Genomic DNA, 23,670 nt, shown 5'->3' with positions numbered 1-23,670 from the left:
ACTATGCCAGAAATAGAACAATCCATTTCCCAACACTATCACGACCGGACTAAGTACCACCCAGAAACCCTGGCTGGTAAAGGTCGTAATTTAGACTGGAATAAACAACCAGTACCGTTCAAAGAGTACAAAATTGGCTCTGATATAGACCTCAAACCCTATCTGCAAGAAACAGCGGCAACTGTTGCTAATAAACAAGATACCAAATGGTGGTGGCGACTTTCTCAACTATTATTTCACAGTTATGGACTCACGGCAAAAATGCCTTCTTTGGGTAATACAGTATACTTACGTTCTGCGCCCAGTGCGGGAGGGTTATATCCGGCTGAAGTATATTTAGTTTCTCGCGGTACGCCATTATTACCACCAGGACTTTATAATTATCAATGTCGAACTCATTCTTTAATGCACTTTTGGGAAAGTGATGTTTGGCAAACTTTACAAGCAGCTTGTTTTTGGCATCCTTCCCTAGAAAATACCCAATTAGCTATTATTACCACTGCGGTCTTTTATCGTTCCGCTTGGCGTTATGAAGACAGGGCTTATCGGCGAATTTTTCTCGACACTGGGCATCTTTTAAGTAATATTCAATTAGCTTGTAATATTGCCGATTATCGCTCTCATTTAATTGGCGGTTTTGCTGATGAAGCTGTTAATGAATTACTTTATATTGATCATGAACAAGAAGGAACAACTGCTGTTTTAGCTTTGGCAGATTTGTTAGATGTGAGCCAAAATTTACCTTTAGGACGCACGGCTTTACCCTCTACGACTGCAACTAATTATCCATCTATTCCTGATGGTGAACTACTGAAATATTTTCATTTAAACACCCAAATTCCAGCTAGTACCGGTGGTAAGTTAAATTTACCAACTGTGCCATCAGAAAAATCTTTAGAAGACAAATACAATTTTCCTTTTTGTGAAAAATTTTCGACTCGAACTACACCAATTTTTTGGGGAGAAAATTTATCAGAATTATCAAATACTATCTATAAACGCCGTTCTACTCGTGCTTATACTGGTGATGATTTAAGTTTTGATGAACTGAAAGCTTTACTTGATTTTACTTATCAACCACAAAATTACATTGACCAAGATTTAGATCCCCAACCTGATTATTTTGACTTGAATTTAATAGAAACATTTGTTGTTGTTTCTGGAGTGCAAGGATTAGATCCAGGCTGTTATTATTACGCACCTAAAGCCCAAGAATTACGGCAAATTCGCTTTAAAAATTGCCGTCGGGAGTTATATTTTCTCTGTTTGCAACAGGAATTAGGGAGAGATGCAGGGGCAGTATTATTTCATACTGCTGATTTGAAAAATGCGATCGCTCAATATGGAGATCGTGTTTACCGTTATTTACACCTAGATGCAGGTATTTTCGGACAAAGGCTGAATTTAGCAGCTATTCGTCTGAACTTAGGTGTGAGTGGTATCGCTGGCTTTTTTGATGACCAAGTAAATGAAGTATTGGGTATCCCTACGGATGAAGCAGTTATCTACATTACGACATTAGGAAAACCTAGATAGGAGTTTAGATCCCCGACTTCTCCAAGAAGTCGGGGATCTAGTTGATCTAGTAGCTTGTCAAGATAAAAATGATGGACCTAACTCCTGATTTTTAATTATCCTGACTGACTACACCACCAACAACGGGTTTAACTTCTCCATTAGAAAATGGATCTGTACCACCTGTCCAATTAAAGTCACTAATACGAATACTAAAGCCACCTAACTGGAGAACAGGATTGTAACGCAGGCTAATACCATAGGTGCGACGGCTATATTCCATAATATAATCAGTGCTAGTAGCTTTACCTGTATCTAGGTTAATGGATGTTTGCAAACCTAGCCGGAACGATCCATAAAGTTGCTGAGAAAGACCCGCATTCAGGACTTTATTATCAACTAAACGGTCAAAGAGAAAAGGTGATAAACCGCTGTTAGTTCCCTGGGAATAGGTGAGATTAAAGGCGGTATAATCTAAGTAAGGGCGAGAAAAATTCCCAATCTGTCCTACTAAACCCATAGTCCCAGTTAAAGTGCTTTGGTTGTCGCTGCTACCATAATAGCTAGTAGTTCCCGTGATACCTGCGATCGCTTGCAAATACGGTACAACAGGATTAGATGTATATTTTAGTCCCTCAGTCGCTGTAGCTGCCAATGGTTTCCCTTGCCACAAATTGATACCACCACTCAAAGCCACACTTCCTTGTAAACGACTCAGCGAAATCCGATCATTTTTCCGCACTGGGGAGAGTAAATCTTGACGATCCGTGTTTGCATCTATATATTGAGCGCCACCTTGATAGCTAAGATTGATGCCGCTTTTGCCTAAAGGAATAATGGGAGAAGAGATAATTCCACCGATACTACTTTGTACAGTTTGATAGCCAAGACTACCATTATACAAGCGATCGCGGTAACTAGATTCTAAACTCAATGTATAAGGATTGACATTACCCAATATTTGGCGTAACCGCAAACTTCCACGCAAACTATCTTCCACCTGATCGAAATCAAAACTAGTTAACTCTCCCGTACCTTCCAGAACAGTTTTGGGACCAAGAACAGCATTCAGCTTGCTCTTGACACCAAATAAACTGGCCACATTCCCACTATCTTTAAACGCCCTTTGCACATAGAACTGGGGGATAATAGTCCAGCGTTTTTGATCAGTATTAATCGGTTCAAAACTGCGTTCTACATACAAACCACCCCGTTTACCATTATCAAAACCCGGAGAGACAATAGTAGTATTTACCTGTCGCGGGCGACGATCTATTTTCCGACTATTAATAGGAATAGGAACAACAACTTTTTGATCAAAAACCAACCGTTGACGCTGGGTAACAATCCGGTCTATTAAAGGTGCTTCTCGCGTCACCGTCACCTGTTCCGCCCTAACTTCTAGTTCCGGTGGTGAAAAAGGATCATTCGTAATTCTGACATCTTGCGCTTGAAAACCTCGCGGATAAAATTCAATCCGTTGGGCTTCAAAACGTAACCGCTTGACAACACCACCAAATTTAGGTGAGGCCACATTTCGGGCATCAGATTGACCACTAGCACCAAATTCTATGCCCCCTGGACTGCTGACACCAGTTACAGGCTGGTTGGCGCGGATTCGATTACTTAAAGGGCGACTAGGGACACCACCCGCTGTAATATCTGTAGGAAGCGACGGTGAAAAAGCAAAATCTGTACCTGTGGTGGGGATATAAAGTTCACCTTTACCGTTTTCCAACTCCCCATTATCTTGAATAAAATTATAAGTAAAACGTTTTCCTTGCAGTACCTGATTACCTCTAGTCAAAGCTACATTACCTTCCCCCACCGCAATCAAATTATCCAAATTGATGTGCAAACTATCGGCATCAATCACTGCTCCATCAAATCTGACCACGACATTACCATCAGCCGTGACAATTCGCCTTTGCTCATCATACTCCTGGCGATCGGCAATTACCTCCACAACTCTGCCTTTCCCCGCGGGAATCTTCTCTACTTGTGGGAGTTGGGGTGACGGCGGAAATTCCACAGTAGTCGGTGTTGACTCTCGATTTTCGGGATTTCTCAGCTTGAATTCAATCAGATTTTGGACTGGTGCAGCCGCAGGTTTCTTGTCACCAACAGACAGATCAAATTTTCCTCCAGATTCCTGTAAATTCACATTACCGGACTCAGTTGGGGGAATTGGTGTGGCTGCTAAAACTACCGATTTATCAAGAAATAATTGATTTTTATGACTAACTTCACCGTTGACTTGAGGATAGGTGGGTAAAGACTGGGGCGCTAAGTTTTCTGGTGAAGATGAAGAAGCTTTCGTAACAACATCTTTCTTGACTAGGCTGATATTTAATTGATACTTATTATCCTGATTTTTACCGACAATTATCAGTTTTCGTCTATCAGTTTTAATCTTGACAACAGTAGCAGAAGCGAGATGATCAATAGGTTTTAAAGATTCAAGACTTGGAGGTAGCTGAGGCGACAATACTGGATGAAACATATGTTCAAGCTGACCAAAAAGCAAAAAATAGCCGGAAGGTTGAATTACATATTAGCCTCTTTCTACCTTCCAGCCACTAGGGGTGATTTGTTGGATATTTATTCTGCGTCCCGACGGCCAGGGTTGCGGGCTGGGTCATTGGACAAAAACCCGAATATGAAAAGGCTGACAAAGAAGCCGACCACAATATAAACAGCGATTTTTAAACTCAACATAGAACTAACTCCCAGGGGTTTGGTAAATAGCAACTAATTTATCTTACCCATATCTTGTACCTTTGGCGAGGGAATTAGGACGCAGATTCCTATGTTGGGCAAAGCAACGCAACATACGGTCAAGGCAGAAAAGTTTATCTTACACCTTGCGGGATTTTTTGGAATATAATTTTAAGATAGTTCTTCCTTATCAAGTTTATGATAACAAATTTGAAATCAATTGTCAACCCCCCCGATACCCATTTTCGCGGGACAAAATCAAAAAGTTTTCAATTCTTTATGTTCTACCGCCAATGTTGGGTAACATGAGCGTCAACCCAACCTACAATAAATGTTGTTGTACATAAAGGGAAGGGTAGAGCCATTCTTCATAAAGTCATGAAAACATCATAAACGGTCTTTTGAAAAAGATTAGCTAACAGATTGTAACCAAGTTTGTAAATCTGTAACTGAGGTAAAATCTAACAAGGCTTCTCCTAATTCCTCTAGTTGTGCAACAGGTAATTTTTGGACTTGTTGAATCAATGATGAGTCCATTGTACCAATGCGGCGATTTAACTGACGGATAATCAGAAGTTGTTCTCCTTGTTGTAGTCCTCGTTGTTCTCCTTGTTGCAGTCCTTCTTGTAGTCCTTCTTGTCTAGCGAGTTCTCGCTCTTGTTGGTAAAGTGGTGCTAATCTCATAATCAACTCCCTATCTTCTGCTTCTATTTCTGGACTTTGATTTATTCTCAAGTTCTGTTGCAGGTTGTAAAGTAATTCTAATGTGATTTTCACATAAGGCTGATTTGATGGTAACGCAGCTAATTCATCAATTGCTCGTTTTTGTACCGTTCCTCTTCCCAAAAGTCTTAACCACAATGTTTCTGGAATAGGTGGTAATTGATGAATGACAATAATTGCTGCGCGGAAAGACTCTGGTAAATAGTATATTCCTGGTAAAGAATCTGATTCCAATGTACCATGAAATCCTGATAGCAGTTTCTGAGACGCTGTGGGTGTGAGAATCCATAATTTAGCTTAACCGACAGAAGCCCCACGTCTGACCCGATAGGGCAGCGGGGGATGAATTGCGCGTGAATTGACGACGGTTTTCCGACCAACGCGACAGCAAGGAAGGAAAACATGGAGACAATTCACAAAATTTGTGTTATGAATTGAATATCTCGGCAAGGCGAGAGAATAGCGATAACCAAGCTAGATACATGATCATTTTTGTTGATTAACCTTGATTTTGCCTTTGGAACGAGGGGTCAGCCTATCGCCTTAACATCAGTCTTGTTGTTCTCGAAGAGCAAGCAAAAAGCTGTTAACTGGGTAGGAAGCCTATACTTACCCGCAAGGGAAGTGTAGGTAGTTCACGAAAATTACTTTCTGCTATTTTGGTTGCATTACGTTTTGCTTCTCGTTTTAATGCACCTCTAACTTCTAATAATTTTAATAGACAATCACATATTTCTTCTGTTGAGGCTGGGTTGCGAAATGGTTCAAATATGGCAGGTGTGGTGGCTAGTTTACCTAATAACCCTAATGATGCTATATCGGCTTTTTGTTCAGGAAATGGTGTAAATAACACATCTATTTCTCGTACTTCTCCAGATACATGACTAGGTGCTTCTACTTTTCCATAAGGTTTTAGTAGTTCTTCTAAATAATCTTTGGCGAATTGGTCATGTATAAATCTCGTCATTTATTCGACTTTTGCTAATACATATATTAATTTAACATTTTTGGGGTAATGGCGATCGCTACTAGAAATGCGATCGCTCAAACTAAACAAAGTGATATTAATTAGTAGATTGTAACCAAGTTTGTAAATCTGTAACTGAAGTAAAATCTAACAAAGCTTCTCCTAATTCCTCCAGTTGTTCAAAAGGTAATTTTTGGACTTGTTGAATTAAGGCTCTTAGGTACTTGTTATGCCAAACTATTATTTATATTCATTAAACAATATTAAAAAATGTATCAATAAATGTCTAAAAGTGCTGTAAAAGTTGACATATGAAGAATATTTGTTATTAACTAGATTTAATAATTCAGGTAGTCAGAATCAGGATTTAAAGATTTATGTATGGCTAACGCTCCCGCGAGGGATACAGGATCAAGAAAAACCACTAATATTCAAAATATGAAATCTTACCAGATAACTTTTCATACAAAATCCTGTTAATCCTCTAATCCTGTTAATCCTGATTCTGACATTCTGGTTTATTACCTAAACGAAAATATCCGGTGCTACCATAATTAGTAACAACGGATATTTTAGATATATTACCTCACAAATCGGGAATAACTAACTACTTATCTTTTTTCTCAAACCGAGGGGGTTCGCGGAAGGCGATTGAAAAAAAGAGTACACCTATTGCTAGGGCTAAAATCAAGATGTAAGCAACACTTTCCATATTTTTCAGATCCTGCCTGTTGAGCCAGTAATTTTAGTTTACCAAACCGGGGAAAAAGCATGAAGTAGAAAAATCTACTTCACACCTGATCCAAGTTTTAAGCTTCCGTTCTCCGGCGAGTTGTCTTGTCACCCAGCTTCTGGAAAAGACCCCATTCAACTTGTTCTTCTTCAATTTCCACACCGGCAAATACATCACGGTAAATTGTCCGTGAACCATGCCACAGGTGACCAAAGAAGAATAATAGAGCGAATACAGCATGACCAAAGGTAAACCAACCTCTGGGGGATGTGCGGAATACACCGTCAGAGTTCAAGGTTTCTTTGTCAAATTCAAAGATCTCTCCACCTTGAGCTTTGCGGGCATACTTCTTGACATCAGCGGGATCTGTAAAGGTTTTACCATTCAGATTACCACCGTAGAAACTGACAGTTACGCCAGTTTGTTCAAAGCTATATCTAGATTCTGCCCGACGGAAGGGGATGTCAGCCCGGACAACACCATCTTTATCGGTCAAAATGACTGGGAAGGTTTCAAAGAAGTTAGGTAGACGACGAACTGTTAATTCCCGTCCTTCGGCATCTGTGAATACAGCGTGACCTTGCCAAGATTCAGCAATACCATCACCCTTCACCATTGGACCTGTACGGAATAAACCACCTTTAGCGGGGCTATTACCAACATAATCGTAGAAAGCCAGTTTTTCAGGAATCTTTGCCCAGGCTACGGTCAAAGAATCACCTTCAGCAACACTGGTTTGCACACGACGCTGAATTTCTTGACGGAAGTAGTCTTGATCCCACTGATAGCGGGTAGGTCCAAACAGTTCAATTGGGGTAGCAGCGTTACCGTACCACATAGTTCCGGCTACTACGAAAGCAGCGAAGAAGACAGCAGCGATACTGCTAGAAAGTACGGTTTCAATATTCCCCATCCGTAGGGCTTTGTAGAGCCTTTCTGGAGGTCTAACTGTCAGGTGGAATAAACCCGCGATAATACCAACTACACCAGCCGCAATGTGGTGAGCGACAATGCCACCGGGGTTATAGGGGTTAAATCCAGCCGGACCCCATTCTGGTGCTACTGGCTGAATACTGCCAGTGATGCCATAGGCATCAGATACCCACATTCCCGGACCAAATAATCCAGTTTGGTGGAATGCACCAAAACCAAAACAAAGTAAACCGGATAAGAACAGGTGAATACCAAACATTTTTGGCAAATCTAGCGCAGGTTCACCAGTGCGAGGATCTCGAAAGAGTTCCAAATCCCAGAAAACCCAGTGCCAAACGGCAGCCAAGAATAATAAACCAGAAAGAACGATGTGAGCCGCAGCAACGCCTTCAAATGACCAGAAACCGGGGTCTACTGCTGTGCCACCAGTTACGCTCCAACCGCCCCAAGATTCGGTTACACCTAAACGTGCCATGAAGGGAAGTACGAACATCCCTTGTCGCCACATGGGGTTAAGAACTGGATCACTAGGGTTATAAACGGCTAGTTCGTACAATGCCATTGAACCTGCCCAGCCAGCTACTAAAGCTGTGTGCATTAAGTGTACAGAAATCAGCCGGCCTGGATCATTCAGAACGACTGTATGTACCCGATACCAAGGTAGTCCCATTGACTACAAGCCTCCAGGATAGTTATGTTTACAAAGCAATTTTCTTACTGAGGTTCTGCATGACGGAAACCGTCAATCAGAAGAATCTCTGAGTTTTTTATTGCTGATTTTGAGTTTGGCAATACTGACGCACTACCATAGTTTGAGTTCTTTGTCAAGAACTAGCTGTTTGAGTGTTTGGGTAATTGCTAAACAAAAATGAGAATATTCTAAAAAGTGTAACTATTGATGGAACGCTTTGCAAGGGTTTCTATTGTTGGGGTTTTATTGGGCGATCGCCAATATTCTCAAGTAATTTGGAATATAACACCAAGCACTATCTATTAATTTTGTCAATAATTATTGATTTAACTTTACGTTAATTAACTTAATCTGCAATATATTCCATTTAAAACACCTAAAGAAGCTGATCGCTATAATAAAACCAGTATCACTGAGGAAAAATCAACAATGTCCATTACACTCGATCTGCCACCGAAAATTGAGGGGTTGCTGCGACAGCGGGCTGAAAGCACCGGACAAGATATTTCGCAAATGGCGATCGCAGTTCTGACTTTGGGGCTGAGTTTGGATGATAATGATTTTTTTGAGGCTTTAAAGGGAATCCAACGCGGGCTTGATGATTTTGAAAGAGGGCAATTTTCGAGTTTAGAGGATTTTATTGTCGAACAAAACCAAAAATATGGACTGTCTCTGGAAGCATGACGTACCATATTGATTTCTCTAGTGTTGCGAAAGCTGAAGCGGATGCTGCCTTCTTAATTCTTTCTCAGTTTACGACAGGAGAACGCGCCCAGACCTGGTATCAAGGACTGATTAATGCAATCGTCTCCTTGCAAAAAATGCCTCAACGCTGTCCAATTGCCCGTGAGGATGCCTTCTTTACCCAAGAAATTCGCCAGCTTCTTTACCGTCAAGGAAAACAAACCTATCGCATTCTATTCACGGTTCTTGAAGACCAGACTATTCCCACGGTGAGAATTCTCCACATTCGTCATGCAGCACAGAAGACAATCGGTGAGCCAGAAGTAGAGGATTAATCGTCTTGGCTTCCATCCACAACAGCGCTTCGCGATCGCTTGCGGGGAAACTACAGGTTTTATTTTAGACTGAGTTTATGTATAGAAATTCTGGCTCTGGCTATTGGGGAGGAATAGATTCAAAAGCCTGTAATTTGCGGCAAAATTAGGTATATATCCCGAAAATTTTGTATAATGCTTAAATTATGTTGTAACATAAATGATAGAAATTCTAAATTAAAGCAGTAGTACGAGCTAATGAAGAAGAAATTTCCATGAAAACATTTGTTGTATGGTTATGATTCGTTTAAATTTAAATTGAAGTTAAACACAAAATTTTTCAATTTTGGGGCAAGATTGTTAGTTGTACATTATTTTTGAGGTGCTATAAATGTTTAAATTACCAGATAATCTCCCTACGTTACCCGAAATTATTGATAATTTGCCAAATATCTGCGGTTGGGAAAAAGAAGTGTTGACTGTAGTTAACCACAATGAGCCTATTTTTTTACCAACTACTAATCTGAAATTAGCAGATATTAATGCAGTATTTACAATCGCTCTACATATGCACCAACCCACTATCCCAGCGGGAAATAATGGTTTATTGATCAGCAATTTACAATATATGTTTGCCCACCAGCAAGAAGGAGATAATCACAATGCTGCCCCTTTTGCTAATTGTTATAGTCGCATGGGAGATTTTATTCCTGAATTAGTTGCACAAGGCTGTAATCCCCGTGTGATGTTGGATTATTCTGGTAATCTTTTGTGGGGACTGGTACAAATGGGCAGAAGTGATATTCTAGATAATCTTAAACGCATCACCTGCAATCCTACCTACCAGCCCTATGTAGAATGGTTGGGGACTATGTGGAGTCATGCTGTCATCCCTTCCACCCCCATAGCAGATATTAAACTCCACATTATCGCTTGGCAACATTATTTTGCGGCAATTTTTGGTTGGGAAGCATTAGCAAGAATCAAAGGATTTTCCCCTCCAGAAATGCACTTACCAAACCATCCAGATACCTTGTTTGCATTTATCAAAGCCTTGAAAGAATGTGGTTATCGTTGGTTATTAGTGCAAGAACATACCGTAGAAACAATTAATGGTCAGCCTTTAAATTATAAACATTTACCACATCGGTTAATAGCTCGCAATTCCCAAGGAGAAGAAATTAGTATTACTGCATTGATAAAAACCCAAGGTTCAGACACTAAATTAGTCGCCCAAATGCAGCCATACTATGAAGCCAAAACTTTATCTAAACAAAAATTAGGTGATGTTGTCGTACCTCCCATAGTTAGTCAAATAGGTGATGGTGAAAATGGTGGTGTGATGATGAACGAATTTCCCGGCGGTTTTCAACAAGCTTGGGGGGATATGGTGCAAAATGGAGGAGGTAAAACTGGTGTTGTTGGTGTTTGCGGTACAGAATATTTAGAATTATTAGCAGCCGCAGGTTGTCAACCCGAAGACTTTCCTAGCTGTCAAGCAAGTGGACAACATCAAATCTGGGCGCAAATTCCCGAAACTAATTATCAACCAGATGCTGTAGAAAATGCGATTCAAGAACTGAAGAAAAATCACCCCAATTTTCAGATTGATGGGGCATCATGGACAAATCATATTAGTTGGGTGCAAGGATACGAAAATGTTTTATCTCCCATGTACAAACTTAGCAATTTATTTCATGGGAAATTCGACAATTTATTATCTGATCAATCCAGTGTAAATCTGACTCAAGATAGTCAATACCGCCAACTGCTATTACATAATCTCTTATTACAAACTAGCTGTTTTCGTTATTGGGGACAAGGGACTTGGACAGACTACGCTCAGGAAATTTACCGCCAGGGAGTGTCAATTTAAGTTCCTGGACGAGAACGAATATGATCTGGTATATGATGGCGATCGCCTAATGTTTCCAACAAAGGACCATTAACATCAAATTTAACCATACTTACCGAAGCAACCAAAATATTTACCCGATAACGATAGCGTCCCAAATCAATTCCCAGCAAACTGCAAAGCATAATCCGAATCGTGGCTTTATGGGAAACTACTAAAACATTACCTTGGGGATATTTTTCTTGAATTTCCGCAATTACAGGCAGAGAACGGTTAGCAATATCTACCGCAGTTTCTCCACCAATGGGTGCATTCCAAGCGGGTTCTGTCAACCAGTTCACATAGTTTTCTGGGTAATTTTCCTGAACAAAGGATTTACTCTTGGTTTCCCATTGTCCATAACTACCTTCTCTGAGTCCTTCCCGCACCTGCATCTCCATCCCAATAGCATCACAAAATGGCTTGGCAGTGGCAATGGTGCGCTTCATCGGACTAACATAAACCGCTGACCAGTTCAATTTTTGATAAACATCAGCAAAACTGGATGCCATTTGCATTCCTTCTTGTGTCAATTCTGCATTAGTTTCACCGCAGAAATTACCAGTTTGACTAAAAGTTGTTTCACCATGTCGCAGTAAATATAAATTGAGTGTCATAGTTTGGATGAGGATGGGGATAAAAGAGTTTGTGCAAAAATAAAATATCATTAATCTCGCAATCGAGTCTGTAACAAGATGATATAATCCTGACAAGATATTTTAAAAACGATTAATTTTACTTCTTTTAGTATGGCTGCTGCTGAAAAAGTGATGAATGGAGTAACAACTATAGAAGAAGTTTTTAGAGTATTACCCCATAGTGCTTTATATCATTAAAATAGGGAACAGGGAATAGAGAATTGGTAAATAAAAATATATTTCCTCTTACCTCTTCCCTTATTTTTGGAATATTGCTAACTCGGTTTTGGGGTCAAAAAAATGCAGTTTATCAGGCACAAATGATAACCAAAGTTGGTCATTTATCTTTATAAATCTATCTGGGGGAACTCGAACTTGTAAAGTTTGTCCATCTACATTTTGTAAATCAGGATCAGAAATTTTTACAGCTAAAAAAGTGTCATTTCCTAAGTTTTCTGCTAAGTCTACTTTGACTGGTAAATTTTTAGTAGCAGGTACACCCAAACTGAGATGTTCTGGACGAATACCCAATATTAAAGTTTGTCCGTCGTAGTTTTGTAACGCACTTCCCCACACATCTGGAAGGGTAAAGCGAAAGTTAGTATGGGTAATTAATAAAGGTGCGTGAAACTCCACAGGGATAAAATTCATGGGTGGAGAACCGATAAATTCCGCGACGAAGCGATTAGCAGGACGATTATATAGTTCTAAAGGTGCTGCAACTTGCTGTATTTTACCTTCTGACATAATGGCAATGCGATCGCCCATTGTCATCGCTTCAGTTTGATCATGGGTAACATAAATCGTCGTTATTCCCAATTGACGTTGTAATTTAACAATTTGGCTGCGGGTTTCAGCTCGTAGTTTAGCGTCCAAATTAGATAATGGTTCATCCATTAAGAATACTTGGGGATTGCGGGCGATCGCTCGTCCTAATGCTACCCGTTGTCTTTGTCCCCCGGAAAGTTGTTTCGGTAAACGATTTAACAGAGTTTCAATTTGTAATAAACCCGCAACTTTTTGGACTCGTTCATTAACAATTCTTTCTTTTGGGGAAATATACCGTAATCCACTAGGTAACTTTTTTGTTAACCCTACAAGTAGATTTTCGCCCCATTGAGTCAGTCTTTTTTTGCCAACTTCCTGATCTGGAAACTGACGACGTAAGCCAAAAGCAATGTTGTCATATACAGTCATGTGGGGATAGAGTGCATAACTTTGAAACACCATAGCGATATCCCTGTCCTTGGGAGGTAAGTCATTAATCAAGCGAAGCCCTGCGGGCGCACTAGCGCTATCTCCTACCGAAATGTTACCACCAGTCATTACCTCCAGCCCAGCGATTAACCTCAGCAGGGTACTTTTACCGCAGCCAGATGGTCCCACCAGCACCATAAATTCACCATCAGCAATGGTTAAATTAATCCGTCTCAAGACACTTACACCATCAGTACCGTCTGGTTGCGTTTTTGCACCTTCCCCACCGCGAGAGGGAAAACTTTTATAAACGTTTTCTAATACAACTTGTGCCACGAGAATTCACTTTAAAATTTATTAATTTGTAAAGGTGGGATTTCTCCACCCATACATTACATATTATACATTGTTTCCCAAGACCCAGATCCCCGACTTCCAGATCCCCGACTTCTTCAAGAAGTCGGGGATCTTATTGATTCTAGCAATTCTTGAATCTGCTGATTAATAATTTTGACATCAAAACGTTGACCGGCACTAATTCTGGCATTATTGGCAATATTCGCAGTTTTTACAGATTCTTGCAGACAATTATGAATCACCTTTGCTAATTCTTGAGGTTCTCCAGGTGTGACTAAAAAACCATTAATTCCATCTTCCACTAATTCTATTGCACCACCAGCTTGAGCCGCAACCACAGGTTTACCACACAGCATAGCTTCAACAATAACTCTTCCAAAAGGTTCAGGTGCAGTGGAAGTATGAGTAATTAAATCACACATTGCCATTAATTTGGGAATATCTGAGCGAAAACCTAAAAAATTGACTCGATTTTCTAACCCTAATGCAGTTACTTTTTGGTGTAAATCCTGAATATATTCCTGTTCACCAAATAAAGCATCACCAACTAAAATTACTACCACATTTTCTGGACATTGGGAAAGAGCATCAATTAAAATATGCTGTCCTTTCCAGGGAGAAAGCCGGCTAAAATGTCCAACAACAAATTTACCTTCTAATTCTAAATTAGCTCGGATTTTTCTAACTTCTAATTCATCAACTTGATAATTTTCTATAGCAAAACCATTATAAACAACTTCAACTATATCCGGTTTTCCTCCAGCTTGTAAAAATGCCGTTTTACTAGCTTGAGAATTAGCAATTACCAAAGCAGCACAACGATTAATTAAATTAACAGCAACTCGCAAATTAGTTTTACTAAAATGTTCTAAAGAAAGAATATCATGTAAATGATAAACCAAAGGACGACGAGCGAAAAAACTAGCTATTGCCGCGACAACTAAAGCCTTTTGAGTATTAGCATAAATTAAATCATATTTCTTTGCCCGTTGCACAACCTGATTAATTAAAGGAATTATTTGCCCTAAACTAGCTAATGCTGGAAATAAACCACTTTGTTTACCAACTTTAATAGCTTGAGTTGTCAAAACCTCCACAGGAATTTGGTTTTCTTCGAGTAACTTACGAAAATCACCATCTGCGAATAAACCAACCAGGGAATTTTGACCATAAGGTTTAGCAATATCAACTAAACATAATTCAGCACCACCAGGTTTACCACTTTGGTCTAAGAATAGAATTTTCATACAATTTTTATCATCAATTTAAGCTAGGAGAACTTGCCGAACTTGTTGAGCAATATTAGTCCAATCATAATTTTTAATTGTGTAATTACGACATTCTTCCCTAGAAGGTAAAGGCAGTTTTCCTAACATAACTTGTGCTAATTTATCAGCAATACTTTCAACAGTAATCGCCTCAGTAATTAAATCTGGAGAAAATTTCTGCAAAATTTCTGGCATTCCCCCCACAGGAGTACATAAAACAGGAGTACCACAGGCTAGAGATTCCAAAATAGCTAATCCAAAACCTTCAAAAGATTGACTTGGCATCACAGTTAAATCAGCCGCTTGATAAGCCACAGGTAAATCATTTTCAGGTACAAAACCTAAGAATTGCACATTATTTTCTAAACCTAATTCTCTAGCTTGTTGTTGAAGTAAAGCTTGAATATGACCACGACCAGCTATAGCTAACCAAATATCAGGAATTCCCACTTTAATCATAGCTATAGCTTGCAATAACTTATCAATTCCCATGCGGTGAACTAAGCGACGGGAAGTAAATAATATCGGCCGATTAGTTGGCCAACCTAGTTTTATTCTAGCCTCTTGACGCGAGAGATTATTCTGAAAATGATTAATATCAACTCCACCAGGAATGATGTGAATTTTCTGCCAGGGAACTTGGTATTTTTGATGGAGAATCTGACCAAAAGCTTTACTAAGGACAATAAAGCGATCGCACCGATTATAAGTGCTTTGTTCTATTATTTTTTCCTTTAGCCAAACACTCAACTTTTTATTAACAACTTCCTCCTGACTTTCTGAAGCCCAAGGCCCATGAAAGTTAAAAGTAACCGGTACTCCCTTAGGTAAAATATCTAAAATTGGAAAACTATATAATGCAAAATGGAGATTAATTGCATCAGGTTTACCTAATCTTGTTTTCTGAAAATTATCACGAATTGACCATAACCGAGAACTAATTTTACTATCTGGACAAGCTAAATTAGTCAACTTAATCTGTGTATTTTTAGCATCTAGAGGTAAACCCACTCCACATAATTCTACTTGGTCTTGAGATGCTGCTAATTTATGAATTAGTTCATAAATATACCGTTCTAAGCCTCCAGGATTGTTAGGAAACCAACCCGTACCTAAAGTTAGAATAGATGCCGATGCCAAACTTAATTCTATATCTTTACCTGCCACTTACTTATCTCCCCTTTGATAGATAAATTGAGATGAGTTATTTTGATTTATGCTTTTATTTATTTTGTCAATGCCAAGATAATTTATTTTCAGCATAATCTTTTAATACGACGCTGAGAATCAAAATCGGTTTAAATATAAAAGTTATTCTATTTCCACAAACAAAATACATCAAAAAAATATATTTACATAACAAATAATAGATACTCGTAAAAATATCAACAGTATCAAGTATAATTTATTTATTTATTTTGAAAATATATATTGTTGATAAAGTTTTGATGAAATTAACTGCAAGATAAAATTTATTTGTTAATTTATGAGTAAGAATTTAAAAGCCTATCCCACAGGGATAAATTAAAAATTCAAAAAGCATATTACAGCAACCGAATTATTTATGCAGATTAGTAAAACTTGCTACAAACTTTATCAATATCTTCATAACTTATTTTCGAGGAGATATTGGCGAAAAAAAATAACTTTCAATATTTTACTTGGTTTAACCTGTGGACTACTTATAACATTTGCCGGAATGACAATGGATTTAGCCACAACTAAAAAATCCAAAGCAGTCAAAACTCCTGAAATTACATATATTACTTCTTGGTTAGGAAATACCATTGGTAATGGTAAATTGCGAGTACAAAATAATATAGAAGGAATGTATGTCAAAGATGATGGGACAATTTACACAAATAGTGCTTGGGATGAAGCTGGTAGTGAAGCAGGAATATATAAAGATGGTAAACCAATTTTTATCCTCCAAGATACACATGGTTGGAATCGTTTAGGGGGTAAAGCAATAACAGTAAATAGCAAATATATTTATATTTCTATGACTCAAGGTGGAGTAGATCAAACTAAAGAAGATTATCCTCCCCAAGGACAAACTTGGTACTGCGTCAGACGTTATGACTTAACAGGAAAACCTGCACCTTTTGAGAAAGGGAATGGCTGGGATAAAAGTATGTTAATTACCAGCAAAAGTCATGAAGTCACAGGAATAGCAACAATAAATAATCACCTATTTGTTAGCAATGCTGGGGAGAATATTGTTCGGGTTTATAATACCGAAACAATGGCAGAAATAAACAAATTTAAGGTTAATAGTCCCGAAAAAATTACCATTGATAAAAAAGGCAGTTTGTGGATTATTCAAAATCAAAAAGGTGCTAAATTTGGAAAAATTGTCAATTATTCTCAAGACGGAAAAAAATTACCAAAAGAAATAATAGATGTTGATAAACCATCAGCATTAGCCATTGATAATCTCGGCAGACTGTTAGTAGCAGAAAATGGGATTAATCAACAATTGGTAATTTACAATATTAATAATCAGCCGGTTCGTGTAGATACTTTTGGGGATAAAAAAGGTATTTTTGGTGGTGTACCTGGAGAAATAAAAACATCCAAACTCTACGGCATTACAGGAGTTGGTACAGATGCAAAAGGTAATATTTATGTAAATAGTAATGGCTTCAATAAATCAGGAACAGATTTAAGAAAATTTTCGCCAGCAGGAAAAATACAATGGCAATTACTAGGATTAATATTTGTAGATAATGCAGATACAGATCCAAAAACAGATGGTGTAAATATATTCACCAAACAAGAACAATATGTCATGGATTATAGCAAGCCTGCTGGTAAACAGTGGACATATAAAGCCTACACAGTCAATCCCTTTAAATATGCTCAAGATCCACGGCTGCATACATCACCAGATGGAACTTTTGTCCGCCGAATTCAAGGAAAACCTTTTGTATTCCTGACAGATATGTACAATAGCTTTTTGCAAATTTATCGTTTTCAACCAAAAACAGATGGTAAAATTGCAATTCCTGCCGGGATGTTTGTTGGTACTAATGATCAGAATAAACAATCTATTAATGGCAACTGGCCACCCAATCAACCCGCAAACGGAGAATGGATTTGGCGTGATAGTAATGGCAATGGTGCATTTGAAAAAAATGAATATGATAGCAGTCAAGACTATCCCTATATCGGAGGGTGGTGGGTAGATAGCAAAGGAGATGTTTGGAAAACTTTGCGAACAGAAGATGGTATTCGTCATTATCCTTTACAGGGATTAGATGCTAAAGGAAATCCCATCTATACCTATAGTTCGATGAAAAAACTTAAAACTCCTAGCACATTCAAAGACTTGCGAAGGATTGAGTATTTTCCCGAAACAGATACTATGTATTTATCAGGTTTTACCATTGAACATCCGGCATTTGCTGATGATGCCAAAGTCATAGGATCAGAAATTGTTCGCTTTGATCATTGGAGTAAGGGAAATCGTACTCCCAAATGGCGAACCGTCGTTCCCTACGACACCACAGGTAAAGGAAAAATTGCCACCGCAGCCATGAGTGTAGCTGGTGATTATGTATTTGCAGTGGGTGTAAAAACCGCAGAAGTATCTGTTTATAAAACTGCTACCGGAGAACTCGTGAAAAAGATGACTCCAGGTGCAGAAGTTGGTAAAGAAAGTGGCTGGGTTGATATTCCCTATGGTATCCGGGCTTTCCGTCGTGCTAATGATGAATATCTCGTATTTGTCGAAGAGAATTGGCAAGGTAAGGTGCTTATCTATCAGTTTCCTATTTGATTTATAGCCAGTTTAAATAATTTGTGAACTCGGAAATACCCAATTTATTAAATAAGTTGGGTATATAAATCAATTTAGAGTATTTTGGGTGAGCGATCGCTCTTTTATCTAAAATCTTCCCTAATTTACAATTAAATCCTGATTTTTTCCTTATTTTCCAGAGGAAAAACTGCATCGGAAAAATCAATAGTTTCGCCAGCCATGGGTAAATATTCATCATTGAGATATTCACAAAATATAATTTCTACAACATCCAAATTATCATTTCCAGAAATTATAGCTTGATAAATAAAACCATCTTCTGATTTTTTAAAAGCATCATATAAATCAATATTACCAGAACGAATATTTTTTAATCTGCTTTTCGACATGGGAGAATAAAGCCAAGTTTTATGATCTGGTGTTTCATCTATCCAAACAGCTAAAAAAATCTGTCCTGAAGCATTTTGACAGCTAAATAAACAGGGAAAATCATAATATTCATAGATTTCAATAATTTCTAGGTTTACTAGCGGTGGGTATTGTGGTAGTAATTTCATAGATAAACCTCATGTTTAGTCAGGAGAAGTAATATTAACAATTTCAAAATTTTTCCAAGGTTCTTGATTAGCTGGAAACCACCAAGTATGATGATCATTACCTGTTTTTCTGGAAGGTGTGTTTAACATTACTCCTAAATCAGAATTTCCATATCCTAATGCTACTTGTTTTTTGCGAAGTGCAGGAATTTTACTACGAGCATTACAAACTCCTGCTTCTGAGGTAAAAACTGAGAGTCCACAAGTTTGACATTCTGTGATGTTTTTAGGACAAAGTTGATCTATATTTTGTTCACGCCATGATCTGAAATCATCAGATGTAGGAGGGTTATTATCTATTAGACGGTAAATAGTTCCTGAAATTGGTTGAGCAGCTTCAGGAGGGCAATTTTCAGGAAAATACTGAGGCCATTTCATGTTGTTTCTTTTATTTTAATACATTTTTTAAATGATATCACTACCGCCAAGAAATTACGCTAATAGCAAAATTCAGCTAAAACTGAATCAAGATTGATATTTATTCAGTCTGTTTTAACAGACTTTCGCTATGAGACTGAGAATTAATTCTCAGGCGGTTTTGTGGGATAATGGAAGATGTATATTAACAGCAAAAAACCCTCGATAAATTAACCGAAGGGTTATTAATAAAGATCCAACAATTTATTTCACTCCCTAATATTTTCAAGATTGATAAGAAATAGTATTATCAACAGGGATATTTCATTCTAAATTTTGAACTTTAATGTATTTACGAGAATACGTTGTTTTAGGTTTTAGGGGTTTTATCTGAAGACGGCTAAGAACGCCTAAATTTGTTGATGAAATCTAGAATGGAATAATCCTGGTATTATCAATCTTTGTATTTTCCCGCTATTAAACGCAATTTGTATAGGTTACTATTTTAGAACCTCCATATACAAGTAGACCACCAACTGCAATAATCGCACCCACTGGTGCTGTAACTGTTGTGGTTATTTCTGTAGTCATTCCAAGCCAACCCAAAAAGCCGTCTCTTGGAACATGACTTGTTGTTTCCCTTAGTACTATTGATCCCAAACTTAAGCCACCCCAAGCAGCAATACCACTTATAATAGCAAAATCATTTTCACCGAAATCCAGAGTACAAGCTAGATCATTCCCATTAGATATAGCCATAGCTAGGGATAAGTCTTTGCTGTGTCGAGAGTGCAGACATCACAAATTGCCGTTGGGCGCACCAAGGAAAATTCTTTCCGAAGTCGGCTATTACGCTCAATTGTAACGTGTGTTTTTTTGACTTTACTACCTTCCCGAAAGCCACTCTCCACAACTTCTTCGACAATCGTATTTGGATAATCGAAAGTGATGTTCGTACTACCGTCTCTAAACAACGCTGCTAATCTTCGTATCTCTGCTTCCCTATCGTTTGCACGGGGACCTGAAATTACCAGTCCAGATTGAGACAACACATCGGCGACGGGAGTCGGTTGAGCTACTCCATTAACTTCACTGACAAGAAGACAAATCTTCAAAATACGAGAATAATTGCGCCACGGGCTATGCGTTGCTGGATCTTGAAAAGTTAACCCAGTTTCCGCCAGAATCTGAGCACGATCTGCTGTTTTGAAATCGTTTGCTTATGAAAAGTTATTGGCGATGACTGTGATGGTTTGCGCCTATGCAAAGACCAATAATTATTAAGCGATCGCCTGAAAATCACAACTCACAGGAATAGCGATCGCCCCTCCAATCTCATTCCCACGAAAAGCGATCGCCCTTTATCATCTGCAAAACCGCGATCACTGAAATAGAGAATTTTGAAAATGTAAACATTTTTTATACTTTCCTTTCTTGGATTGTTAGGGGTGTTATTGTCTAGTAGCAAAATATACGACAGATGCTAAAGAAAGGTCGCTGGTCTCACAACGGGTAATGGATTCAACGCTACCTTTATACGGAACTTGGGTAGGCACGATTCTGGCATTTTATTTTTCGCGCAATGCCTTTGAGGCCGCTTCAAGTACTACTGATCGAAATGCGACTGTATTTCAGCAAGTCAGAAGTGATTTAGTTTCGGCCGCGCCGCCAGACAATAAGCTCGCAAACATTTCACTAAAGTCTCTCGCCAACGGTCTTGTCTTCTCTCAGGATAATCTCAACAACCCATTAGAAGACGTTTTGAAGGATCTTGTTACTGCTGATGGTCAAAAGACAAGTCCAGTGGTGGCTTATGTTACTGATAATGAAATCAATGAATATAAGTAATTGCCTCATAAAACACCAATTTTTGTGATTAAATACTTGATACTTGCCTATCTTTTTTCTTTATTAATGCGATCGCCTAGAAATCACGACTCACAGTACTAGCGAAGCGATCGCTTTGAGGATATAGATTCTTGATTAAGTCAATTCAGGCAAAAGATGCAGCCATTCAAGCCCTAAATGGTTCTAAATGAAGGCAAAGTGCGTTATAAAGGTTAATAAACATTGACAACAAGATAAAAAAGGTAGTTATTCAGAAGGTGATGCTTAGGATCGTGGATCAAATAACCTGTAATTTTCGGTTATTGTTTTGGTGTAGGACAAGAAACCTAAAACAAAGTTTGATATCTTATTAAATCCAAGATCCTTACTCTCTACGGTGTTAACTCTTTCCCGAAAATCGCCCTACACTGAACAGTTCAGTTATGTACTCGACTGTTTATTTTGAGTTATTGCGGTACATTTACCGATAGCTAAAATTAAATATACGAATTTCCAACTGTTAAAGATAGAAAGATCAATGCAATTTTAGTCAAGAAGTATAGATAGAATAAACTTGTGTTATCCCTAATGTTTAATCGCTAAAACCTATACATCTCATGGATTTTGCTAATTTTGCATCCCAGTTAAATGCTGGAACGATTTTACCAGAGGGAATCGTCATGATTACCCTCTTGGGGGTTTTGATTGTTGATTTGATTTTGGGACGGACATCTGCGCGCTGGATTGCATATCTAGCTACCCTCGGTTTAACAGCCGCGATTATTGCTCTATACTTCCAATGGGATACTACTAACCCCATTGCCTTTACTGGTAGCTTTAATGGTGACGACCTGAGTATTGTCTTTCGGGGGATTATCGCCCTGTCAGCAATGTCAACAATATTAATGTCAATTCGCTACGTCGAACAAAGTGGTACGCCTTTAGCCGAATTTATTGCCATTTTGATGACTGCGACTTTGGGAGGAATGTTTTTATCCGGCGCTAATGAATTGGTGATGATTTTCATCTCCTTAGAAGCCTTGAGTATTTCCTCTTATTTGTTGACAGGTTATACAAAACGTGACCCCCGTTCCAATGAAGCAGCGTTGAAATACCTGTTAATTGGTGCTTCCAGTACAGCGGTATTTTTGTACGGTGTCTCCCTGCTGTATGGGTTATCCGGTGGACAAACAGAACTAAGTGCGATCGCCAATGGTATCGCCACAGCAAATGTTGGTCAATCCCTGGGTTTAGTAATTGCTCTGGTTTTCGTAATTGCGGGTATTGGCTTCAAGATTTCCGCTGCCCCCTTCCACCAATGGACACCAGATGTTTATGAAGGCGCGCCAACTCCAGTTATCGCCTTTTTATCCGTTGGTTCTAAAGCCGCAGGATTTGCCCTGGCTATCCGTCTCTTAACCACCGTTTTCCCTGTCGTGGCAGATGAGTGGAGATTTGTTTTCACTGCCCTCGCGGTGCTGAGTATGGTATTGGGTAACGTTGTCGCCCTAGCCCAAACTAGCATGAAACGGATGTTAGCTTACTCATCTATTGCCCAAGCTGGGTTTGTGATGATTGGCTTAATTGCGGGAACTGATGCCGGCTATTCCAGTATGATTTTCTATCTACTGGTATACCTGTTTATGAACCTCTGCGGCTTTACCTGTGTGGTATTGTTCTCTCTGCGAACAGGAACAGACCAAATTTCTGAATACTCCGGTTTGTATCAAAAAGACCCACTTTTAACACTGGGTTTGAGTATTTCTCTCTTATCCTTGGGTGGTATTCCGCCATTAGCTGGGTTTTTCGGGAAGATTTACCTATTTTGGGCAGGTTGGCAAGCTGGTCTTTACTGGTTAGTTTTACTCGGTTTAGTTACCAGCGTGGTTTCCATCTATTACTACATTCGCGTAGTTAAGATGATGGTAGTCAAAGAACCCCAAGAAATGTCCGACGTGGTGAAGAATTATCCCCAAGTTCGTTGGGATTTACCAGGACTGAGACCTTTACAAGTGGGTTTGATAGTAACTTTAATAGCTACTACTATCTCTGGAATTTTATCCAATCCCTTGTTTACTTTGGCTAATAATTCTGTCACTAACACTCCCATGTTACAAGCAGCAAAAGTTGCGAGTACACAAGTTAGTGTGATTACAAATAAGGAGTTACAGGAATTGTAAGTTATTCCTAAATAATCGGTAATGGGTAATTGGTAATGAAGCTGAATCTTCAATATTCAATTACCCATTTTTATGATTAAACAGCAATAATACTAAACTTATGTTAAACTTCACAGAATCATGAAATTCATTAATTCATCCGTCTTTATCTGCGGTTAATAATTCTTGAAATTTGATTCTATACAGCTTCATTTTACAGCACTTCCCGGTGTTATGAGGTACATATCTAGCGGGCAAGATGCCCGCACTACAAAAGTTTCATGATTCAACTTTGTACCTCATAAGAGCGGAAACCGCTGTAATTGCATATTTGAT

At 38.7% G+C, this 23,670-nt stretch carries 21 protein-coding genes and 1 pseudogene; 7 read left to right on the top strand and 15 right to left on the bottom strand.

The window, feature by feature from the left end:
- Nucleotides 1–3: 3 nt before the first annotated feature.
- Complete coding sequence (locus HGD76_RS24370) at nt 4–1,536, top strand: SagB/ThcOx family dehydrogenase (RefSeq protein WP_168697297.1); 1,533 nt, start codon at nt 4–6, stop codon at nt 1,534–1,536.
- A gap of 91 nt (nt 1,537–1,627) precedes the next feature.
- On the opposite strand, the gene HGD76_RS24365 is transcribed toward HGD76_RS24370, so the two are convergent.
- The 7 genes and pseudogenes from HGD76_RS24365 to psbB all read right to left on the bottom strand — a co-directional run bounded on the left by HGD76_RS24365 (nt 1,628) and on the right by psbB (nt 8,259).
- Nucleotides 1,628–4,018, bottom strand: coding sequence for a DUF3769 domain-containing protein (locus tag HGD76_RS24365; protein WP_168697296.1), 2,391 nt, complete (start codon nt 4,016–4,018; stop codon nt 1,628–1,630).
- A 98-nt stretch (nt 4,019–4,116) separates the two neighbouring features.
- Nucleotides 4,117–4,233 carry a photosystem II reaction center protein I gene (locus HGD76_RS24360; RefSeq protein ID WP_083881405.1) on the bottom strand — a complete coding sequence of 39 codons (117 nt, stop codon included), beginning with the start codon at nt 4,231–4,233 and terminating at the stop codon, nt 4,117–4,119.
- Between the two features lie 411 nt (nt 4,234–4,644).
- Nucleotides 4,645–5,250 (bottom strand): annotated as a pseudogene (locus tag HGD76_RS24355) (DUF4351 domain-containing protein); the annotation flags it as partial.
- A gap of 292 nt (nt 5,251–5,542) precedes the next feature.
- Nucleotides 5,543–5,923: a hypothetical protein gene (locus tag HGD76_RS24350; RefSeq protein ID WP_407644795.1), complete on the bottom strand. Its 381-nt coding sequence runs from the start codon at nt 5,921–5,923 to the stop codon at nt 5,543–5,545.
- 97 nt (nt 5,924–6,020) lie between these two features.
- On the bottom strand, nt 6,021–6,131 hold the full coding sequence (locus HGD76_RS24345; protein ID WP_148766719.1) for a DUF4351 domain-containing protein: 111 nt from the start codon (nt 6,129–6,131) through the stop codon (nt 6,021–6,023).
- Between the two features lie 399 nt (nt 6,132–6,530).
- Complete coding sequence (locus tag HGD76_RS24340) at nt 6,531–6,635, bottom strand: photosystem II reaction center protein T (protein ID WP_015083195.1); 105 nt, start codon at nt 6,633–6,635, stop codon at nt 6,531–6,533.
- 97 nt (nt 6,636–6,732) lie between these two features.
- Nucleotides 6,733–8,259: a photosystem II chlorophyll-binding protein CP47 gene (gene psbB / locus HGD76_RS24335; protein WP_168697295.1), complete on the bottom strand. Its 1,527-nt coding sequence runs from the start codon at nt 8,257–8,259 to the stop codon at nt 6,733–6,735.
- 450 nt (nt 8,260–8,709) lie between these two features.
- On the opposite strand from psbB, the gene HGD76_RS24330 reads away from it, so the two are divergent.
- The 3 genes from HGD76_RS24330 (at nt 8,710) to HGD76_RS24320 (ending at nt 11,154) form a co-directional block, all read left to right on the top strand.
- A complete protein-coding gene (locus HGD76_RS24330; RefSeq protein ID WP_148759883.1) occupies nt 8,710–8,964 on the top strand; it encodes a hypothetical protein in 255 nt (84 codons plus the stop codon).
- On the top strand, nt 8,961–9,299 hold the full coding sequence (locus HGD76_RS24325) for a type II toxin-antitoxin system RelE/ParE family toxin (RefSeq protein ID WP_148759885.1): 339 nt from the start codon (nt 8,961–8,963) through the stop codon (nt 9,297–9,299). The genes HGD76_RS24330 and HGD76_RS24325 overlap by 4 nt, the downstream gene beginning before the upstream one ends.
- Before the next feature lie 370 nt (nt 9,300–9,669).
- Complete coding sequence (locus HGD76_RS24320) at nt 9,670–11,154, top strand: polysaccharide deacetylase family protein (RefSeq protein ID WP_168697294.1); 1,485 nt, start codon at nt 9,670–9,672, stop codon at nt 11,152–11,154.
- Here the strand turns inward: HGD76_RS24320 and HGD76_RS24315 are convergent.
- The 4 genes from HGD76_RS24315 to HGD76_RS24300 all read right to left on the bottom strand — a co-directional run bounded on the left by HGD76_RS24315 (nt 11,151) and on the right by HGD76_RS24300 (nt 15,799).
- Nucleotides 11,151–11,789 carry a histidine phosphatase family protein gene (locus HGD76_RS24315; RefSeq protein WP_148759889.1) on the bottom strand — a complete coding sequence of 213 codons (639 nt, stop codon included), beginning with the start codon at nt 11,787–11,789 and terminating at the stop codon, nt 11,151–11,153. The two genes, HGD76_RS24320 and HGD76_RS24315, sit on opposite strands and share 4 nt — an antisense overlap.
- Nucleotides 11,790–12,068: 279 nt before the next feature.
- Nucleotides 12,069–13,343 (bottom strand): ABC transporter ATP-binding protein, encoded by a 1,275-nt coding sequence (locus tag HGD76_RS24310; protein ID WP_168697293.1) that lies wholly within the window; start codon nt 13,341–13,343, stop codon nt 12,069–12,071.
- 116 nt (nt 13,344–13,459) lie between these two features.
- On the bottom strand, nt 13,460–14,611 hold the full coding sequence (locus HGD76_RS24305; protein ID WP_168697292.1) for a glycosyltransferase family 4 protein: 1,152 nt from the start codon (nt 14,609–14,611) through the stop codon (nt 13,460–13,462).
- A gap of 18 nt (nt 14,612–14,629) precedes the next feature.
- Entirely contained in the window at nt 14,630–15,799 is a 1,170-nt protein-coding gene (locus HGD76_RS24300; RefSeq protein ID WP_168697291.1) for a glycosyltransferase family 4 protein, read from the bottom strand.
- A 397-nt stretch (nt 15,800–16,196) separates the two neighbouring features.
- On the opposite strand from HGD76_RS24300, the gene HGD76_RS24295 reads away from it, so the two are divergent.
- Complete coding sequence (locus tag HGD76_RS24295; RefSeq protein ID WP_168697290.1) at nt 16,197–18,413, top strand: NHL repeat-containing protein; 2,217 nt, start codon at nt 16,197–16,199, stop codon at nt 18,411–18,413.
- Between the two features lie 131 nt (nt 18,414–18,544).
- Here HGD76_RS24295 and HGD76_RS24290 read toward each other — a convergent pair whose 3' ends face one another.
- The 4 genes from HGD76_RS24290 to HGD76_RS24275 form a co-directional block, all read right to left on the bottom strand.
- On the bottom strand, nt 18,545–18,952 hold the full coding sequence (locus tag HGD76_RS24290) for a DUF6575 domain-containing protein (RefSeq protein WP_168697289.1): 408 nt from the start codon (nt 18,950–18,952) through the stop codon (nt 18,545–18,547).
- 15 nt (nt 18,953–18,967) lie between these two features.
- Nucleotides 18,968–19,369, bottom strand: a complete 402-nt coding sequence (locus HGD76_RS24285; RefSeq protein WP_168697288.1) for a hypothetical protein — start codon at nt 19,367–19,369, stop codon at nt 18,968–18,970.
- Nucleotides 19,370–19,825: 456 nt separating this feature from the next.
- Nucleotides 19,826–20,107 (bottom strand): hypothetical protein, encoded by a 282-nt coding sequence (locus HGD76_RS24280; protein ID WP_168697287.1) that lies wholly within the window; start codon nt 20,105–20,107, stop codon nt 19,826–19,828.
- Nucleotides 20,108–20,109: 2 nt separating this feature from the next.
- A complete protein-coding gene (locus HGD76_RS24275; protein WP_168697286.1) occupies nt 20,110–20,463 on the bottom strand; it encodes a hypothetical protein in 354 nt (117 codons plus the stop codon).
- Between the two features lie 400 nt (nt 20,464–20,863).
- On the opposite strand from HGD76_RS24275, the gene HGD76_RS24270 reads away from it, so the two are divergent.
- Nucleotides 20,864–21,196: a hypothetical protein gene (locus HGD76_RS24270; protein WP_168697285.1), complete on the top strand. Its 333-nt coding sequence runs from the start codon at nt 20,864–20,866 to the stop codon at nt 21,194–21,196.
- A gap of 596 nt (nt 21,197–21,792) precedes the next feature.
- Nucleotides 21,793–23,355 carry an NAD(P)H-quinone oxidoreductase subunit N gene (locus HGD76_RS24265; protein WP_168697284.1) on the top strand — a complete coding sequence of 521 codons (1,563 nt, stop codon included), beginning with the start codon at nt 21,793–21,795 and terminating at the stop codon, nt 23,353–23,355.
- Nucleotides 23,356–23,670 lie beyond the last annotated feature (315 nt).

It is taken from the genome of Dolichospermum flos-aquae CCAP 1403/13F (assembly GCF_012516395.1).
GTDB lineage: Bacteria > Cyanobacteriota > Cyanobacteriia > Cyanobacteriales > Nostocaceae > Dolichospermum > Dolichospermum lemmermannii.
The sequence above is the reverse complement of the archived record's forward strand: the minus strand, read 5'-3'. Positions and strand labels throughout refer to the sequence as shown.

Coding starts and splice junctions, on each gene's coding strand:
- HGD76_RS24315 (WP_148759889.1), bottom strand. CDS start 11,789: ATGACACTCAATTTATATTTACTGCGACATGGTGAAACAACTTTTAGT.
- HGD76_RS24285 (WP_168697288.1), bottom strand. CDS start 19,369: ATGAAATGGCCTCAGTATTTTCCTGAAAATTGCCCTCCTGAAGCTGCT.
- HGD76_RS24280 (WP_168697287.1), bottom strand. CDS start 20,107: ATGGCTATATCTAATGGGAATGATCTAGCTTGTACTCTGGATTTCGGT.
- HGD76_RS24290 (WP_168697289.1), bottom strand. CDS start 18,952: ATGAAATTACTACCACAATACCCACCGCTAGTAAACCTAGAAATTATT.
- HGD76_RS24325 (WP_148759885.1), top strand. CDS start 8,961: ATGACGTACCATATTGATTTCTCTAGTGTTGCGAAAGCTGAAGCGGAT.
- HGD76_RS24320 (WP_168697294.1), top strand. CDS start 9,670: ATGTTTAAATTACCAGATAATCTCCCTACGTTACCCGAAATTATTGAT.
- HGD76_RS24330 (WP_148759883.1), top strand. CDS start 8,710: ATGTCCATTACACTCGATCTGCCACCGAAAATTGAGGGGTTGCTGCGA.
- HGD76_RS24350 (WP_407644795.1), bottom strand. CDS start 5,923: ATGACGAGATTTATACATGACCAATTCGCCAAAGATTATTTAGAAGAA.
- HGD76_RS24370 (WP_168697297.1), top strand. CDS start 4: ATGCCAGAAATAGAACAATCCATTTCCCAACACTATCACGACCGGACT.
- HGD76_RS24305 (WP_168697292.1), bottom strand. CDS start 14,611: ATGAAAATTCTATTCTTAGACCAAAGTGGTAAACCTGGTGGTGCTGAA.
- HGD76_RS24365 (WP_168697296.1), bottom strand. CDS start 4,018: ATGTTTCATCCAGTATTGTCGCCTCAGCTACCTCCAAGTCTTGAATCT.
- HGD76_RS24295 (WP_168697290.1), top strand. CDS start 16,197: ATGCAGATTAGTAAAACTTGCTACAAACTTTATCAATATCTTCATAAC.
- HGD76_RS24270 (WP_168697285.1), top strand. CDS start 20,864: ATGGATTCAACGCTACCTTTATACGGAACTTGGGTAGGCACGATTCTG.
- HGD76_RS24265 (WP_168697284.1), top strand. CDS start 21,793: ATGGATTTTGCTAATTTTGCATCCCAGTTAAATGCTGGAACGATTTTA.
- psbB (WP_168697295.1), bottom strand. CDS start 8,259: ATGGGACTACCTTGGTATCGGGTACATACAGTCGTTCTGAATGATCCA.
- HGD76_RS24340 (WP_015083195.1), bottom strand. CDS start 6,635: ATGGAAAGTGTTGCTTACATCTTGATTTTAGCCCTAGCAATAGGTGTA.
- HGD76_RS24360 (WP_083881405.1), bottom strand. CDS start 4,233: ATGTTGAGTTTAAAAATCGCTGTTTATATTGTGGTCGGCTTCTTTGTC.